General features: G+C 47.0%; 16 protein-coding genes and 1 tRNA gene. 8 read left to right on the top strand and 9 right to left on the bottom strand.

Annotated elements, in window-relative coordinates; genetic code table 11:
* Positions 1-13: 13 nt before the first annotated feature.
* A tRNA-Gly gene (locus ACQY33_RS06770) sits at positions 14-84 on the bottom strand.
* 83 nt (positions 85-167) lie between these two features.
* A complete protein-coding gene (locus ACQY33_RS06765; RefSeq protein WP_428075199.1) occupies positions 168-833 on the bottom strand; it encodes a hypothetical protein in 666 nt (221 codons plus the stop codon).
* A gap of 102 nt (positions 834-935) precedes the next feature.
* Between ACQY33_RS06765 and ACQY33_RS06760 the strand changes: the two genes are divergently transcribed.
* Positions 936-2,162, top strand: coding sequence for an NAD(P)/FAD-dependent oxidoreductase (locus ACQY33_RS06760; RefSeq protein WP_428075197.1), 1,227 nt, complete (start codon positions 936-938; stop codon positions 2,160-2,162).
* A gap of 3 nt (positions 2,163-2,165) precedes the next feature.
* Positions 2,166-2,837, top strand: a complete 672-nt coding sequence (locus ACQY33_RS06755) for a toxin-antitoxin system YwqK family antitoxin (RefSeq protein WP_428075195.1) — start codon at positions 2,166-2,168, stop codon at positions 2,835-2,837.
* Between the two features lie 97 nt (positions 2,838-2,934).
* On the opposite strand, the gene ACQY33_RS06750 is transcribed toward ACQY33_RS06755, so the two are convergent.
* Entirely contained in the window at positions 2,935-4,077 is a 1,143-nt protein-coding gene (locus tag ACQY33_RS06750) for a hypothetical protein (RefSeq protein WP_428075193.1), read from the bottom strand.
* A 200-nt stretch (positions 4,078-4,277) separates the two neighbouring features.
* On the opposite strand from ACQY33_RS06750, the gene ACQY33_RS06745 reads away from it, so the two are divergent.
* The 4 genes from ACQY33_RS06745 (at position 4,278) to ACQY33_RS06730 (ending at position 7,972) form a co-directional block, all read left to right on the top strand.
* A complete protein-coding gene (locus ACQY33_RS06745; RefSeq protein WP_428075191.1) occupies positions 4,278-5,642 on the top strand; it encodes an acetate kinase in 1,365 nt (454 codons plus the stop codon).
* 129 nt (positions 5,643-5,771) lie between these two features.
* The gene (locus tag ACQY33_RS06740) at positions 5,772-6,389 is read left to right on the top strand and encodes a DUF47 domain-containing protein (protein ID WP_428075189.1); all 618 of its coding nucleotides are present in this window, start codon (positions 5,772-5,774) and stop codon (positions 6,387-6,389) included.
* A 13-nt stretch (positions 6,390-6,402) separates the two neighbouring features.
* Positions 6,403-7,452, top strand: a complete 1,050-nt coding sequence (locus ACQY33_RS06735) for an anion permease (protein WP_428075187.1) — start codon at positions 6,403-6,405, stop codon at positions 7,450-7,452.
* Between the two features lie 124 nt (positions 7,453-7,576).
* Complete coding sequence (locus tag ACQY33_RS06730) at positions 7,577-7,972, top strand: OsmC family protein (RefSeq protein WP_428075185.1); 396 nt, start codon at positions 7,577-7,579, stop codon at positions 7,970-7,972.
* Positions 7,973-8,061: 89 nt separating this feature from the next.
* Here the strand turns inward: ACQY33_RS06730 and ACQY33_RS06725 are convergent, their stop codons facing one another.
* From ACQY33_RS06725 to ACQY33_RS06705, 5 genes are all read right to left on the bottom strand, one after another.
* Entirely contained in the window at positions 8,062-9,087 is a 1,026-nt protein-coding gene (locus ACQY33_RS06725) for a hypothetical protein (RefSeq protein WP_428075183.1), read from the bottom strand.
* Positions 9,088-9,210: 123 nt separating this feature from the next.
* Positions 9,211-10,416 carry a PLP-dependent aminotransferase family protein gene (locus ACQY33_RS06720; RefSeq protein ID WP_428075181.1) on the bottom strand — a complete coding sequence of 402 codons (1,206 nt, stop codon included), beginning with the start codon at positions 10,414-10,416 and terminating at the stop codon, positions 9,211-9,213.
* A gap of 21 nt (positions 10,417-10,437) precedes the next feature.
* Positions 10,438-11,274 carry a carboxylating nicotinate-nucleotide diphosphorylase gene (gene nadC, locus ACQY33_RS06715; RefSeq protein WP_428075179.1) on the bottom strand — a complete coding sequence of 279 codons (837 nt, stop codon included), beginning with the start codon at positions 11,272-11,274 and terminating at the stop codon, positions 10,438-10,440.
* The gene (gene nadA, locus ACQY33_RS06710) at positions 11,271-12,311 is read right to left on the bottom strand and encodes a quinolinate synthase NadA (RefSeq protein WP_428075177.1); all 1,041 of its coding nucleotides are present in this window, start codon (positions 12,309-12,311) and stop codon (positions 11,271-11,273) included. The genes nadC and nadA overlap by 4 nt, the downstream gene beginning before the upstream one ends.
* Positions 12,312-12,316: 5 nt before the next feature.
* Entirely contained in the window at positions 12,317-12,625 is a 309-nt protein-coding gene (locus ACQY33_RS06705) for a hypothetical protein (RefSeq protein ID WP_428075175.1), read from the bottom strand.
* A gap of 189 nt (positions 12,626-12,814) precedes the next feature.
* On the opposite strand from ACQY33_RS06705, the gene ACQY33_RS06700 reads away from it, so the two are divergent.
* Positions 12,815-14,311 carry an alanine/glycine:cation symporter family protein gene (locus ACQY33_RS06700; RefSeq protein WP_428075173.1) on the top strand — a complete coding sequence of 499 codons (1,497 nt, stop codon included), beginning with the start codon at positions 12,815-12,817 and terminating at the stop codon, positions 14,309-14,311.
* A 200-nt stretch (positions 14,312-14,511) separates the two neighbouring features.
* Here ACQY33_RS06700 and ACQY33_RS06695 read toward each other — a convergent pair whose 3' ends face one another.
* Positions 14,512-15,786: a mechanosensitive ion channel family protein gene (locus tag ACQY33_RS06695; RefSeq protein WP_428075171.1), complete on the bottom strand. Its 1,275-nt coding sequence runs from the start codon at positions 15,784-15,786 to the stop codon at positions 14,512-14,514.
* 41 nt (positions 15,787-15,827) lie between these two features.
* Here ACQY33_RS06695 and ACQY33_RS06690 point away from each other — a divergent pair, with 41 nt between their 5' ends.
* Positions 15,828-16,706: a hypothetical protein gene (locus ACQY33_RS06690; protein WP_428075169.1), complete on the top strand. Its 879-nt coding sequence runs from the start codon at positions 15,828-15,830 to the stop codon at positions 16,704-16,706.
* Positions 16,707-16,881: the final 175 nt, after the last annotated feature.

Raw genomic sequence — 16,881 nt, 5'->3', positions numbered from 1 at the left:
AAAATCCTTTAAAAGCGGGCGAAGGGAATCGAACCCTCGTCTAAAGCTTGGGAAGCTTCCGTTCTACCATTGAACCACGCCCGCATAACAGTGGCGTACATTTATTTTACAAAAGTTTTGAGTAACGTGCAAAAATTTCTTGTCTTATTTTGACAATTTGCCAAATACTATTTCTTCGCTCCTTTGGCTTTTTGCTGTAAAATATTATTTTTACTGTTTAAAGCGTCAACAGCGCCTTGTATTTTAGACATGGCGTCCGCCTCCATGGCTTTTTGATCCCGCGCTTTATCCAAAGCGGCGGCGGCTTCAGAATTTTTTGCCACCTTTTCACGCTCGGCCTGCTGGGCCGCCGTCATACCGCCCATGCCTTCTTCCCCTCCGCCTAATTTTGCGGCTTGTATTCCCCCGGCAGAGGCGCCTTCGGCCGGTTTCACGGCGGAGGCAGGCTCGGACGTGGTCGATTTGTTAGAGGGTTCAGGGGCTAAGCTAAAAGCTTCCTGCATGGCGCTGGCCGCGGAATCCAGCCCCGGGCGCACCGGCCCGGTAGGCGGAGTAAAACGCTGCGAGCTTAATCCTTCCGGAGTAGTGGGGCGGACGGGCCCGGTGGGTTCGGTAAAACGGCCCATACTGTTACCCGGCTGGGTGGTGGGGCGAATTTCCCCCGTAGAAGAGGTGGACGGGCGAGCCGCACCGGAAGGCTGCGTACCCGGGCGAACATTTCCCTGCGGGGCAGTATCAAACGTGGGGCGGTTCATTCCGCCCACCGTATAAGCTCCCGCGCAAACAGAAATCGCCAACGATATCAAAACCCCGCCCAAACGTGATAAATACATAAAATTCTCCTTGAAAAATACTATTTTATTTATAGTATATACTTATGCTTTGGAGTGTCAAGACGTGCCTGATTCGGGAGATTTTTGCTAAACTGTATAATCATGAACAATTTGCCTATTTACGACGTAATTATTGTGGGAGCGGGCGCCAGCGGCCTTATTTGCGCGCTGGAATGCGCGCGCGCCGGTAAAAAAGCGCTTCTGCTGGAAAAAGACGCCCAACCCGGGCGTAAAATTTTAGCCAGCGGAAACGGCCGCTGCAATATAACCAACCGCTTTGTTTCCCCAAAGCACTACCACGCCCCGCAAAAGTTAATAGAGCAAGCGTTAACGGTTTTTCCGTTTGAAAAATGCAAAAATTATTTTGAGGCGTTGGGAATTGCCTTAAGAGAAGAGGAAAACGGACGTTTCTTCCCCGCCACCGGCAAATCCACCGCCGTTTTAGAGCCGCTGAAACTGGCCGTTTCAGAAGCCGGGGCGGAACTTTTAACCGGGCAGGAAGTTACCCGCATAAAAAAAGGAAAACCATTTATTTTATATACCCAAAAGGGAGATTTATTTAAAGCAAACAAAGTGGTTCTGGCATGCGGTTCCTGCGCCTATCCGCAATTAACCGGAACGCAAAGCGGGTATCAATTGGCCCAAAATTTAGGGCACAGCATTATCCCGCCCGCGGCGGCGCTATGCGCTTTAAATGTACAAGAAAAAGCCATCGCCCGCTTGCAGGGCATCCGTGCGCAGGCGGCCCTCACCGCGCGCCGGCAAAACCAAGCGCTGGCCCACAGCCAAGGGGAAATATTGTTTACCAACTACGGCGTAAGCGGCCCGGCCGTTATTAATATAAGCTCAGAAGTAAGCCGCAATTTACCCAAAGGCCCCGTAGAGCTGGATATTAATTTTTTTGCCGGTTATGCCGATTTCAGCGCCTTTATGCAGCGGCGCAAGGAAACGTTTGGAAAACGCCGCGCCAAAGATTTTTTTGCCGGTTTACTACATGAGAACATTGCCAATTTGCTGATTGATTTTGCCGGCATACGTAAAAATATTCCAGTAAAAGACTGGACGCCCGGAACATGGCAAAATGCGGTAAATACTTTGCAAAAATGGACGTTTCATATTGCGTCCGCCCGGCCTTGGCAGGAAGCCATGGCCGCAAGCGGGGGTGTAAATACAAGCGAAATAAACTATAATACATTTGAGTCACTTAAATGCCCGGGAGTATTCATTACCGGGGAATTGCTGGATGTAGACGGCGCCAGCGGTGGATTTAATTTACATTTTGCCTGGAGCAGCGGTTTTGCCGCCGCGAGGAAACTGTCGGAGGTTTAAACTATGGTAGACATTATCAGAAAAACAAGCAGCATTAATGACCCGCTTCACGTGGGGTTTATACGTACTTATTCCATTGACGGTAAAGAAGTATACCGTGAAACCTTGGATAAAAATTTAGATATTCAAAAACACGAAGGCACCATGCCGGACGGCACCGTAAAAGAATTTTTTGAAAACGGTAAGTTATATTTTGAATGTGAATTTAAAAACGGCCAACGCAACGGCAAATGTAAAATTTACTTTGATAACGGCAAAGTAAATATTGAAAAATATTACGAAAACGGCCTCCTGCAAGGAAAAGCCCGCGTATACAATCCCACCGGTAAATTATATAAAGAATTTTCTTACGTCAATGATATTCAAGACGGCAAACAAATTAAATATTATCCTACCGGCAAAATTTTGGAAGTATCCGAATACCAAAAAGGTTATTTAAACGGCATCAGCAAAATTTATACGCAAGACGGGGATTTGCGCTCTGAGTGTACCTATAAAAACGATAAAATCATTGGGGATAAAATTGTCTACCACCCCAATGGCACCATTGCGTTAATTTCCCCCCACAAAGACGGAAAACCGCACGGCGTTACCAAGAAATTCGGCGAAAACGGTGATTTAATAGAAGAATGGTTTTTTGAGGACGGCGTATTGACGCTTAAAAAAGTTTACTAAAACCCAAAACCCGCCGCCTTTAGCGGCGGGTTTTTATTTGCTTACCGCCAATAAAAAACCCCGGTATGCAGCGCCGGGGTTTTTAGATAAAATAGGACTAATTACTATCGGGCATTGGGGTGTGAGTGTTTTCTTCCTCCACAGCGGTTTTGGGCTGGCATTGCGGCTCTTCCGGGGAAGACTGGCAAATGCTTTGGGCCGGGCTTGCCGGACGAATTGAATACCCGGCTTGTTTACATGGGCCGGAAAGGCATTCCACATGTTTTAAGTTTCCATTTTGGTCATACAGTTCTTTCAGCTGCACCTCACGCTGCATATTATAATGCAGGCGGGAGAGAGGCAACCCCTGGCGCTGATAGGCGGTTTCTTCTTTTAAACGGCTGGCATCATACACCAAACGTTTTTGGGGAAAGCCGTCCCCATTAAAAACAACCGCCTCCGCCACTAAACCGCCCGGGGCAGCCTTTTCCCAACGCAGCACAACACGGTCTTCATTATAAATGACGGTAGCGGTTTCTTTCCCGCTTTTTAAATCATAAATATAACGCAAAATCTGCTTGTTGGGCTCATCAAACCAGTAAGCCGTTTTCAAATTTCCGCTTTGCCGGTCATATACTTTACGCACGCGTTCCCGGCCCCAAAAGTCAAAAGAGGCAAACTCAAAATCCATGCGGTTGGAAGTTTTAAAAATACTCTCTTCCCACAATTTCCCGTTGGGATAAAATAAACGCTCGGTGGAGGAACCGTCCTGATGACGCGTCAGCGTGCAGCGCTGTTCATCTTTTCTGGGGCAAGAAACAGTTTTCAAAAGGCGGCGCCCCGGGTCCACAAACCGTTCCAAGGTATGGCTGGTGCTGCTGATAGGGACCTCCGTCCAAGTTTGCGTTTCCTCGTCAAAGGTTCTCCACGCTAACAAGCGCCCTTCTTTGGTATAAGTTAAGGAAGCCTGCGGCCTGGAAGTATTTGGGTTGAGCTCCAACTCCATGGTTAAACCTTGGCCTGGATACACAAAGACATTGGTCAACAGTTGTTCCTGTCCGGTAAAACGCCACTCCACGCGGCCGCCCCCTTCGGAGTCCGTATAAATTTCTGAGCGGCTTCCGTCGTTATAATACTCAATGGTGCAGCGTGGGATGGAACCTTCTTCACAACGGCCTGAAGTCCCTTGTCCCCAAGACAAGTTGCCCGCAAACACAAAAATCCCAGCCACAAAAGGAAAAACAAACCGGTAATTATACATAGAGAAATAACCCCTGCTGAAATAGACTGTTTATCATATGATACATAAATAATAAACACTTTTTTCAAAAATTTTATTACCATAATATCAAAAGCTTGGCTAAATAACAATAGAACAACATTTTTTGCTAAAATATAATAAAGAGAAAGGTTTCTATTTCATCAATATAAGGGTTTTTTCCCTTTAAGGACAGCTAAAAAATGATCATACTCTTTTTAAACTGCGGCAGTTCCTCCGTTAAGTACAGCGTGTACGATTGGGACAAAAAAGTAAGCCTCTGCGCAGGGGCGGTGGAAAGAATTGGAATTGAGGGCTCTTTTATTTCACAAGACCGCACCGGCTACCCGAAATTTGAACTTCAAAGAAATTGCAAAGACCATAAAGACGCCATTAACCTGGTCATTGAGACATTAACCGATAAAGAGCACGGCGTCATTGAAAATGTAGGGGTGATTTCCGCCGTAGGGCACCGCATCGTGCACGGAGGAAAATTCTCCAAATCCGTTATTGTGGACGACAGCGTAGTGGCCGAGTTAAAAAATATCGCAGACTTGGCCCCTCTCCACAACCCCGCCCATATCATGGGTATTGAAGCGGCCCGCGCTTTAATGCCCAACGTAACGCACGTATGCGTAATGGATACCGCTTTTCACCAAACTATGCCTGCTTCCTCTTACATGTACGCCTTGCCGCGCAAATGGTATACGGATTACCAAATCCGCCGGTATGGGTTTCACGGTTCCTCGGTTTTGTATACTTCCCGCCGTGCGGCTGTGCTGATGGGCAAAAATGTAGACGAAGTAAACACCATTGTCTGCCACATTGGCGCCGGGGCCAGCGTAACCGCCGTTAAAAACGGCAAATGCTTGGACACCAGCATGGGCCTTACCCCGTTAGAAGGCTTGGTGATGGGCACCCGCTCCGGGGATATGGACCCGTCCATCTGCTTTCACATGATGAAAAAGCTGAATATGTCCCCCGAAGACATGTACACCATCTTAAATAAAAAGAGCGGTATGTACGCTTTAACCGGGGACCGCTTTGCCGACCAGCGCGACGTGCGCAAAGGCGCCGCCGAAGGCGATGAGTTGTGCAAACTGGCGTTAGACGTGGAATGCTACCGCGTGAAAAAATACATCGGGGCTTATATGGCCGCTTTGGGCCGCTTAGACGCCATTGTATTCACCGCCGGCGTAGGGGAAAGAGCCACCAATATACGTGAAATGATTTTGCAAGGCCTGGAAAACTTTGGCATCGTGCTGGACGAAGAACGCAACAACTGCGCCGATACCAACAAGGCCGAATGCCGCATCTCGGCGGATGATTCCAAGGTAAAAATCTTCGTCATTCCTACGGACGAAGAAATTGTGGGCGTGCAGGATATTGTGGCCCTGCTGGCCGGAACCTATGAAGACTATACGAAGTTCCGCTATATCTTCCAGGAGAAAGACTACCGCAACAAACTGCGCGACGCCGCTTTCATAGAAGAAGTTAAGAAGAGACCTTTCCTGTTAAAAGCCGCCGTTAATTTGCCCGAGCAGCTTAAACAGAAGGACACTAACTGATTTCTCAACTCCCGTTTGCCGTTTAAACGAGAGTTTTTTATTAGACAGTAAAGCAGTAATTCCGTCCGCAAGCGTTTTGGGTGCGGGCGCATGGAAAAGAGAAAATAATAAAACAACGGAGTAAAACTTATGTTTATACCCAAAGAGGTTAAGTTCTTTGATTTATTTGATAAACAGGCCGAAAACTTGGTAAAAGCGGCCGAGTTCTATAAAAAATTGGTGGACGAAGGCAACTTCACACCGGAAAACGTACGCGCCATGCACGAGCTGGAACACTACGGGGACGAATTAACCCACACCATCATCAACACCTTAAACGAAACCTTCATCACCCCCTTTGACCGGGAAGACATCCTGGCCCTGGCCAACCGCTTGGACGATATTATCGATGGTATTTATTTAATTTCCAACCGCTTTATGCTGTATAAAATTACCAAACCCACGGAATACAGCAAAAAAATGGCCTCCACCATTGAACAAAGCACCAAAGCCATGCAGAAAGCCTTGGCTTCCCTGCGCAGCAACAAAAATATGAAAGAAACCCTCTTTCAGTGCGTAGAAATCAACCGCTTGGAAAACGAGGGCGACGTACTGCGCGATGAGGCTATTTCCGACCTGTTTGAAAAAGAAAAAGACCCCGTCATGATCATCAAACAAAAAGAATTGTACGAAGAAGCCGAAACCGTAACCGATTTCTGCGAACACGTAGCCAACCTGGTGGAATCCATTTTGGTAAAGAACAACTAGAGGCCTATACATTATGACTTGGATATTATTCCTAATCATTTTGGCGTTGTTTTTTGATTATTTAAACGGCTTCCACGATGCGGCCAACTCCGTAGCTACGGTTGTGTCCACCCGGGTATTATCCCCCAAGGTGGCCGTAGCCTGGGCGGCGTTTTTTAACTTCGTGGCGTTTTTAATCTTCCATACCGGCGTAGCCAAAACCATCGGCAGCGGCATTGTGGATTTGCATATTGTGGACGCAAACCTGGTATTTGCCGCTTTAATGGGTGCGTGCGTATGGAATATTTTAACCTGGTGGTGGGGGCTGCCGTCCAGCTCTTCCCACGCTTTAATTGGCGGCTTAATTGGAGCGGGCCTGGTAAAAGGGGGTTTTAGCACCTTGGTGGCCGGCGGGATTATAAAAACCGTGTTGTTTATTTTTATATCCCCGTTACTGGGTTTTTTGCTAAGCGGACTTATTGGAATTATCGTATTTAATTTGTTCCGCAAGGCAAACCCTTTTAAGGTGGACCATCTGTTTCGCAAAGGGCAGCTTCTGTCTGCCGCGGCCTATTCTTTAGGCCACGGCGGAAACGACGCCCAAAAAACCATGGGTATCATCAGCATGCTTTTGCTGGGCGGGTTAGCCGGGGCGGAAGTGGAACCTATACGGGATTTTCTGCTCTCCCATCATGAAATGGAACTAGTGTCCCAAGGGCAGTTTATTGTGCCTCTTTCCGTAGTGCTGTTATGTCACGGGGCAATTGCCTTGGGCACGCTTTCCGGCGGCTGGAGAATTGTAAAAACCATGGGGCAGAAAATTACCCGCCTGCGCCCGGTGGACGGATTCTGCGCGGAATCTGGCTCCGCTATATCCTTATTTATCGCGTCTATTATGGGTGTACCGGTCAGCACCACCCATACCATTACGGGCGCTATTGTGGGGATCGGCTCCCTGCGCCGCCTTTCCTGCGTACGTTGGGGCGTAGCTAATAAAATCGTGTGGGCGTGGTTTATCACCATACCCGCCGCCGCGGCTATATCAGCCGCAAGCTACGCAATAAAAGTATGGCTTTTTAACTAAAAAATCACTTGGCGCATAACCCCGGGCCTGACTTTCGGCCCGGGGTTTTTATTTGAAATAATATTTTCTTGCATTTTAACCAAAAAAAACTATACTAATTTTATACTCTATCAGGAGCTAACCCATGAAAATTACCTTTGTAGGCAACAAGAAAGTAAATGTAGAAGTAAAAGGTTTTAATATCCTGACCGACCAGAAAAAGGAAAACGGCGGAGACGCCAGCGCCCCTACCCCCATTGATTTGTTTTTAGCATCTTTGGGCAGTTGCAGCGGGGTTTTTGTGCTTAATTTTTTAAAAATGCACCTCTTGCCGGAAACAGTTTATTTAACATTGAACCCGGTCTGGAATATCAATGAATACGTTATAGAAAGAATAGAATTGGTGATACACCTTCCGCATGATTTTCCTGCCGGGTTTGACCATGCTTTGGTGGAAGTAGCCAAACGTTGCTTGGTGGCGCGGCATGTAAAGATAGCCCATGATATTCGCATAGAAAGAGACCCTGCCCCATCCGCCTGATTTTTAAGAGAAAGAAAATTCCTCTTCTAACTACAACAAAAACCCCGCTTAGCTAAGAAGCGGGGTTTTTGCGGGTAAAAGGGATTTTATTAATATAAAAAGAACGAGGGTGGATAATCAGGCATATGTGCCCCATTTTTATAAAATTCAATCAGCTTCAGCCAATCCTGTTGGGCCGGGCTTTCGGATTGAAAAAACTGAGTAAACTTTTTCATATGATCCACCATCAACCCCCGCAGTCCCAACAGGCTGTAAATATCGTTGGCGGCGGCCTGCTCAGCGGCGCGGGAGGCGCATTCAAATAAATTTTTCTTTATTTCGCCATAAGAAGTGACATCCTTCATCACCGGGCCTATGAATTTTAAGCCTACGTTTACGTCTTTCTCCAATACGGCCATGTTAATTTCCTTCGGCAGCACCGGCCCCTCAAAACGCCCTTGCATGAGTATTTTTAAAAAACGCATACGGTCTACCGAATTTAAAAGAGGCAAAAAATTATCCGTCAGCCGCTGGGCTACCGCCTCCGCCAAAATAGCCTTATAGGAGGAATATATTTCCAACTTCTGTCTAGGATTACTAAGAAATAACTGCGGATTTTGCAAACGAAACGTACTTTCCGCCTGTTGTTGGGCCAAAGCCAATTCACTTTCTAAAATCTGGGCGTTAGTACGGTTTAAAGCCAAACTATTTTGTAATTTTGAAAATAATACCATCAGCCACGCATTTAAACCCAAAGTACTTTGAGCGTCCCATTTTTGCATGGTGGCTTGGGTTTGTTTCCATAAGGAGTTTAACAAAGGTTTGTTTACTCCGCCCGGCCCCAATACATAGGCTAACGGGCTGTGGTTCTGCACGGCAACCGCCAACGCGCGCTGAATAATCATTTTTTCTTTTCCGCGTTTAGCCAAGGCTTCAATGCGGCCGTTATCCAGCGGGGCAAACAGCTTAGCGCGAGGCGCGGTTTGTGCAGCGGCATGTTCTAAGGAAGAGAGAGCTTCCCCCCCTTTACGGCCCAGCGCACGGGCACCCGTTACCAAGGTTTGGCCAAAGCCGGCGTTGGCTAGCATACAGATGACAAACAAAATTACATACTTTTTATAACCTAGCATAATCATTCCCGTTCTCTCTGTATTTTGGCATTTATACAAAAAAATAAAAAGGGCCTTTAGACCTAGATAATATGTAGCCTTTAGACCCACAAAAAGGGCTTCCCCTTTTGGCGGAAGCCCAATAACTGATTACAGATTTTCCTTAATCGTTTGCGCTAAGCGCTTAATTCCCTCAATAATTTGTTCCCGTGAGGAATAAGAGAAATTTAGGCGCATATCATTATGCACATCGGCCTGCGGATAAAAATCCACCCCGGATACATACGCCACATTATGCTCCAATGCCAGCGGCAGCATTTTGGCGGCGTTTAAATGGGCCGGCATAGTAAGCCATAAGAAAAGACCGCCCTCCGGGTGCGTCCAGGTAACGCCGGCGGGCATATGGTCTTTAAGCATTTTAAGCATCAAATCCCGTTTTTCTTTATAGGCCGCCACAATGTTTTTAATGTGTTCCAACAGTAAGCCGCGTTTTAAATATTCTTTAGCCGCCAGCTGCAAAATGGGGGAGGTGCACAAATCCATAGACTGTTTTAAAATAACCAGTTTTTTAATAATTTCCTGCGGGCCTAAAATATATCCTAGACGAAAGCCGGGCACAAACACTTTAGAAAAAGTAAACAAAGTGGCCACATTTCCTTCCCCATGGTCCAGCTGATAGAAAGTTTTGGGGGCTTTTCCCTCAAAACGCACCTGGCGGTAAGGGGAATCCTCCACAATTAACGTGCCGTATTTTTTGGCAATTTCCAAAATCTTCAAACGGCGCTCTTCAGGAATAGTGGTTCCGGTGGGGTTTTGGAAATCTGGAACCAAATAAATAAATTTGCAAATTTCCCCTTTGGCTTTTAAAGAAGCCAAAATCGCCTCAATATCTTGCGCCAGTACGCCGTTATTATCGCTTTTGGCGCCAATAATGTCCGCCCCGGCTACATGGAACGCCTGCAAAGCACCCAGGTAGGTGGGCGCGGCGGTGATAATATGGTCCCCCGGATTTAAAAACAAACGGGCCACCATATCCAACGCCTGCTGGGCGGCGGAAACCACCAACAAATTACCGCTTTGGCAGGAAATTCCCTCCGTTTCTTTCAACAAAGAAACCAGTTCTTGCTTGAACGATTCCTGCCCTTCGGTAGTCCCGTATTGCAAGGCTTCTCTGGAAGAATTTTTTAATACGTCCTGCATAATATCCGCCACGTCTTTGGTGGGGAACATGTTGGGATCGGGCAAGCCGCCGGCAAAAGAAATAATCTGCGGCTTGGATAATATTTTTAAAAGTTCACGAATGGCAGAAGCTTTACTGCGCGTGACCACCGCGGAAAATAGTTTATTGTAATCCATTCTCTTCTTGCTCCTCAAACATTAATTCTTAGTATATTCTACAATTTTTAAACTTAAATCTTTGGACGGAACGGAATGCGTCAGCGCGCCGGAAGAAATTACATCCGGCCCCGCTTTGCAATAGGCTTCCAAATTATCCAGCGTAACCCCGCCGGAAATTTCTATCAAAGCCTTCCCATTTACTATTTTTTTGCATTCAGCGGCTTGGGCCGGGGTCATATTATCCAACATAATAATATCCGCTCCTGCGGCTAAAGCTTCCTGCACTTGGGCGGGGGTTTCCGCTTCTACCTCTATTTTAGGGGTGTGGCCAATAGCCGCTTTTATTTTTTGTACAGCTTTGGTAATGGAACCGGCCGCCGCGATGTGATTGTCTTTTATCATCACGCTGTCAGCCAAGGTCATACGGTGGTTGCGGGCGCCGCCTACGCGCACGGCGTATTTATCCAAACGGCGCATGCCAGGCTGGGTTTTGCGGGTGTCCACAATCATCACCCCATACTTTTCCCCCACCCGCGCATAAGCGCGGCTGGCGGACGCAATACCGGACAAACGCTGCATAAAATTGAGCGCCGTCCGTTCCCCTTTTAAAATAGACAAAGCCGGGCCGCTAAGCGTTAGCACTTCTTCCCCTTTCTTTATTTCATCCCCGTCTTTTTTAAGCGGGGTAAACGTAACGGCAGGGTCCACAATTTCAAACACTTGGCGGGCTACGTCCATTCCGCACAGCACCAAATCTTCTTTGGCGCGCACTACGGCGCGCGCGCCGTCGGCGGGGGTAAAAATATTATCGGAAGTAATATCCCCTAGGCCCAAATCTTCTTCTAAAGCGAGTAAAATTATTTTATCGGTAATCATTTTGTTAACTCAAACATTTTTTCTATGGCTTTGTAAGCGGCCTGCGCCGTGGCGGCATTTACTTGTACTTCCTGCTGCGGCGTGGGCGAGGACAAGGCCTGCAATGTATTTTCCAACGTGTTTTGTTTCATATATGAACAAGTGCCAAAAGGCCACACAAATGTTTTATCAGGATGTTCGGCTTCCATGCGGTTCACCAAGCCGAACTCCGTCAGCATGCCAAATACACGGGCGGAAGATTTTTCCACAAACGCGGCCATGCCTTTGGTACTGCCAACATAATCGCACAAGCGGCAGACTTCTATGGAGCATTCCGGATGGGCCACCAGCTTAATACCCGGATACTGCGCGCGCAGCCGCTGCACATCTTGCGGGCGGTACTTGTCATGCACACAGCACGAGCCGCCGGCAGAAATAATTTTTTTGGGCGTGCCCCGGCGTTTTAACTCCGCCTCTAAATTTTGCGCCATCAGCGTGTCCGGCACAAAAATCAATTCTTCGCCGGGTATTTTTTGGGCGATGTCATACACATTGCCGGAAGTAACACAGGAATCGCTCTGCGCTTTTACTTCCGCCGTGCTGTTAATGTAACACAATACGGGAACACCGGGATGCAAAGATTTAAAACGGGCCAAATCTTCCCCGGTCATGGAATCAGCCAACGAGCAGCCCGCATGCCCGGCAGGAATAAAAACTTGTTTATTGGGGTTGATAATTTTTGCCGTTTCCGCCATGAACCATACGCCGGCAAAAATAATGATATCGGCGTTAACCTGTTTGGCTTTCAGGCTCAGTTCGTAAGAATCCCCTTTAAAGTCGGCCACGCCGTAAACCAGCTCCGGCACGGTGTAAGAGTGAGCCAGCACAACCGCATTTTTTTCTTTTTTTAACCGGTTAATTTCCAAGGTAAGCGGCGCGGTGGACTGGCAATCTTGCAACGTCCACTTTTTATCTTTATTTTTAGACACAGAACCAAGAAGCCCATATAGTCTATGGGCTTCTTGGGAAAGCTGCTGTTGCGTAAACCGGCCGGACATAGTTGCTATTTAGAGGAATCTTCAGGAACGGGTTCTTCGTCGTTCACATCCGCTTTGGGGGCGGTTTTTCTAGAGGGTTTCTTTCTCCCTCTTACGCTTTGTAAATAGGAAGAGTTAGAAATCTGCTCCTCATACGGGATTACTTTATCGTAATCGGTTTCCGGCGCGAGGACATTGTCAAATTCTTGGTCAATAATTTGGTATTTGGCGGCGGCGGCTTCTAAAGAAGCGGCGGACTCTTCACTTTGGGTTTGCGCGGAAGAACAGCCCACTGCTACCATAGCGGCGGCCGCAAAAAATAAAACTTTTTTCATAACCCTTTCTCCTTTATAAATTTGCAGTTAAATCTGTACTAATAAATTATATATCATATTGCCCGAATTTGGATATCCTTTTTTACATACCGCACAAAACAAGCAGGCTTGTTTATAAAAAATACAGTCCGCCCAGTGGTTTTTTTGATAGAATTTAAAGGTTATGATTAATTGGGAGGAAAAGAAAAAATGGAAAGTCTTACGGGACTGTTTAGCAGTATAACGGCATTCTTCTCGGCCCCCTCCGTACATAATGCGTATGAAATAATGAACGCTTTTAACACGCTGGTTTGGGGCCCGCCGATGATTATTGTCTTACTTGGGTTAGGCATTTATTTTACCATACGGCTTAATTTCCTGCAAAAATATACTTGGCGCGCCATTAAGCTGTCCGTACAGAAAGTGGAATCCGAAGGCATGGTAAGCAGCTTCGGCTCCTTGGCGGTAATGATTGGCGCCACCGTGGGAACGGGAAGCATTATCGGGGTAACCACCGCTATCGCGGAAGGCGGCCCGGGTGCGTTGTTTTGGATGATTGTAGCCGGATTTTTTAACTTTGCCATCAAGTATTGCGAATGTTTAATTTCTTTTAAATACCGCGTAAAACGCCCGGACGGTGAATACGTGGGCGGCCCGATGTATTATTTAAACGATATCCTTAAATTTAAATGGATGGCCTGGATTTTTGCTTTAGGCACGCTTTTAATGGGTTTTACGGCCGGAAGCGCGCTGCAGTCCAACTCCATAGCAGACGTTTTGCGCGAAGGATACAATTTAAACCCCTGGTTTGTAGGGGCGCTGGTAGCCATTGCTACGGCCGTGGTCATTATCGGCGGGGTAAAACGCATTGCCGCGTATTCTGAATGGCTGGTACCCATTATGGGCGGCATGTATTTACTGTTGGCGGCGGTGGTGATTTGTATGAATGTAGAAAAAATCCCCAACGCCATTATGATGGTATTTAAGGGCGCCTTTACCGGAAAAGCCGCTTTAGGCGGCGCCATGGGCGTGGGCATTTTGGCGTTGATTAAAGCCATTATACCCGCCATCAGCGCCGGGGTAACCCGCGCCGTGCTGGCTACCGAAGCCGGCATGGGGTCCGCCTCCATAGCGGCGGCCGCGGCAAAAACCCGCAGCGCCACCCAAATGGCTATTGTTTCGGCCACGTCCGTGTTTTGGGCTATTTTTATTTGTTCCTTGACTGGAATTGTCATCATCCTGGCCGGGGACTGGCAAAACCCCAACGTATACGCGGCAAACTTGTGCAACAGCGCGTTTAAAACCGTGCCCTTGATCGGTACGCCTATTTTAATATTCTCTTTGGTAATATTCTCCTTTACCACCATTATCGGTTGGGGATATTATATGGAAAAAGCCCTCCAATTCTTAAAAGGGGAGCGTTTTATCAAAGCCGCGCGCATTGTGTTTATTATTTTAGTAGCCGTGGGCGGCGGTATTGGCACCAGCTTCTCTTGGGATTTTACCATTGCAGACACCCTGGCCCGCACGGCCGAGGCAAACAACTCCACCCGTTTTATGTGGGCGCTGGCTATTTTGACCATGACCATGATGACTATTCCCAACATTTGGGCTTTATGGTGCTTCCGTAAAGTAATAGCCAAAACAACGCAAAAACACATTAAAATTATTGTGGGCAAAGTGCCTCCACCAGATAAAAATAAATAAACAAAAACCCCGGCGGAAAAGCCGGGGTTTTTTAAACTGCTTTGCAATGAAAATCTAAAATAGTAACCCCGCAGGGATCCCCCCGAAATGGGTTTACTGACAAAAGCACACAAGCCAACAATATCCCCGGCCTGGTCGGAGTTTCTTATAACACAAAAAACCCCGCGTTATGCGGGGTTTTTTTGAAAGAAAAGCCTTATTTACGCTTGCAGGGATACTCCGCCAAACTCTTTTACGCCCTGCACAATACTGCGCCCGCTGGGTTGCTGGTACGCGCTGAGGCCGAACTCCGGCAGGACGGAAAACAAGTGGTCAAAGATGTCGCTTTGCAAAGCTTCGTAATCGGTCCAAACCGTAGTGTTTAAAAAGCAATATACCTCCAACGGCACGCCGCCCGTGGTTTGAGGCAGCTGGCGCACCATTAAGGTAAAATCAGGATCTCCTGATACAACATACGGGCGGCTTTTCAAATACAATTGCGCATATTGGCGGAATGTGCCGATATTGGTTAAGTGCCGTCCGTTTAAAAAGTTTTCATACACTTTACGCTCCGCGTTAAAGGCTTTTATTTCGGCCTCTTTATCTTGCAGGTAGTCCGTCAGCAGCTGGATTTTTTTGAGTCGTTCCAACATAGGCGCGTCCACAAATTTAATGGTGTCCACATCCAGTAAAATGCTGCGCTGGATACGCCGCGCTTTGGCTTCGTACATACCGCTCCAATTTTTAAAAGGCTTGGAAATCAAATCATAGGTGGGAACGCTGATAATCGTCATATCAAAATTCTGCACCCGCACGCTGGTTAACGAAATGTCTATAATATTTCCGTCCGCACCGGCTGAGTCTACGGTAATCCAGTCCCCTATCTTAATCAATTTATTGGTGGTAAGCTGGATACTGGCCGCAAACCCTAAAATGGGATCTTTGAATATTAAGGAGAATACCGCCGCCAAAGCGGATAAACCGGTAATAATATACATCGGTTTGCGCCCCAATACCAAAGACAATACAAACAAAGCCGTCAGCAAGAAAACAATGATCTTTATGGCTTGCACCAGCCCTTTTATAGGGATATTGGGATTACGCCCATACAAGTGATTTAACGTATTCAAACCGGCGTTAATCAGCCAAGAAAAGCTAAGAATAATAAATAAGCCGGTTAATTTGCCCATAATAGTAGAGAGCCACGCCACGTTTTTGGTAATAAATACCGGGTACAAATGCAGGGCCACAATGGCGGCCGCCACTACCCCAAACGCGGTAAAAAATTTATGGGATTGCATGCCTTTGGCCCAGCGTTCCACGTGAAAGCGCAGCAACAAGTCTGACACGTAACGGTTAAAAAACCAAGCGAAAAATTTTGCCACTACATACAAAATAACAATAAATACCGCTGCAGAAATAATTTGCGCAACGGGCATGTTCCAACGGTCAGGTATAAAAGGAATTTTTTCTATATAGCTTAAGATAAAGTTCATAGCAACTCCTTGCCAGCTAAAAAGTTATTATAATTAAGTGTATGAAAAAAATCTTGTTTGGCGCAACTTGCATTTTACTGGCGGCCGGCTGTTACACCCCCCTCAACAATTCCGGCGTGGCTACCACTAAACCTTGGCTGGAAATATCCGCCAAGAGAACTGATTTTGACGGCAAACAATATGATTCCTGCTATCGTTTTGATTTGCATTTTTTCCCGCAGGAAGCCGCCGGCCGGCTGGATTTGGTGGAAAGCTGCATATCCGCCTGTTGCTGGCGGACGGAAAAACCATCCGTTACCCTGGACTTTAACAAAAATTTTAAAAAAGACCTAGCCAGCTACGGCAAGGCCTATTATTACACGCCCGGCCAGCTTACACTTAGCGTTTCCCACTCCAATTTAGTAAATACCACCCGGGTATCCACCAACCCCAAAGGAATTATCTCAAATAAGGGGCGGGTAAAATTAAAATACAAATTGGTGGAAGACCCCGCCCGCTTGGCCCAGCTGGCGCGAGATGAAGCCCAAGCCCGCGTGCGTAAAGAAACCAAAGAAAGGCTGGAAAGAGAAGAACAACAAGCCGCCGCCCGCCAAGCGGACCGAAAAAATAAAATAGAAGAGGCCAAAACCATTTTGCAGCGCACCCAAGGGGACGCCATAGACCATTATTTTTACTCCATTAACAAAACCTACACCAAACAGGATTGGACATTCTGGCTGGGAGACCGCCAGCTAACCGTTACCCCCACCAAAGATGAAAACATCTATACCGTCACCTGCAAGGCCTTTGTGAAACTGGGCGAATTTCCCCAATATCTGCGCCAAAACACCGTTCCCTGCGGGGTATGGAAGGTAAACCTGCGGCAAGCCACGGCCTCCCCCGCTAACAAATTGGCGAGGCAAATAGTAGCCCTGCAATAATAGTCTATTTTATAAGATCAATTCCCCCGCTTGAGAATGAAACTCCCCGGGCTTACGCCCGGGGTTTCTTTCTATACGAACAATTTCATTGTTCGCCCCAAATCTTCTTTTCCCTGCATATCTATATATTTTCGTATTTGTTCTTCGTTTATCCCTACCGTGGATACAAAGTATC

Source organism: Candidatus Avelusimicrobium aviculae (assembly GCF_949292495.1).
Taxonomy (GTDB): Bacteria; Elusimicrobiota; Elusimicrobia; order Elusimicrobiales; family Elusimicrobiaceae; genus Avelusimicrobium; species Avelusimicrobium aviculae.
Note: the sequence above shows the minus strand (reverse complement) of the source record. Positions and strands in the feature narration are given on the sequence as shown.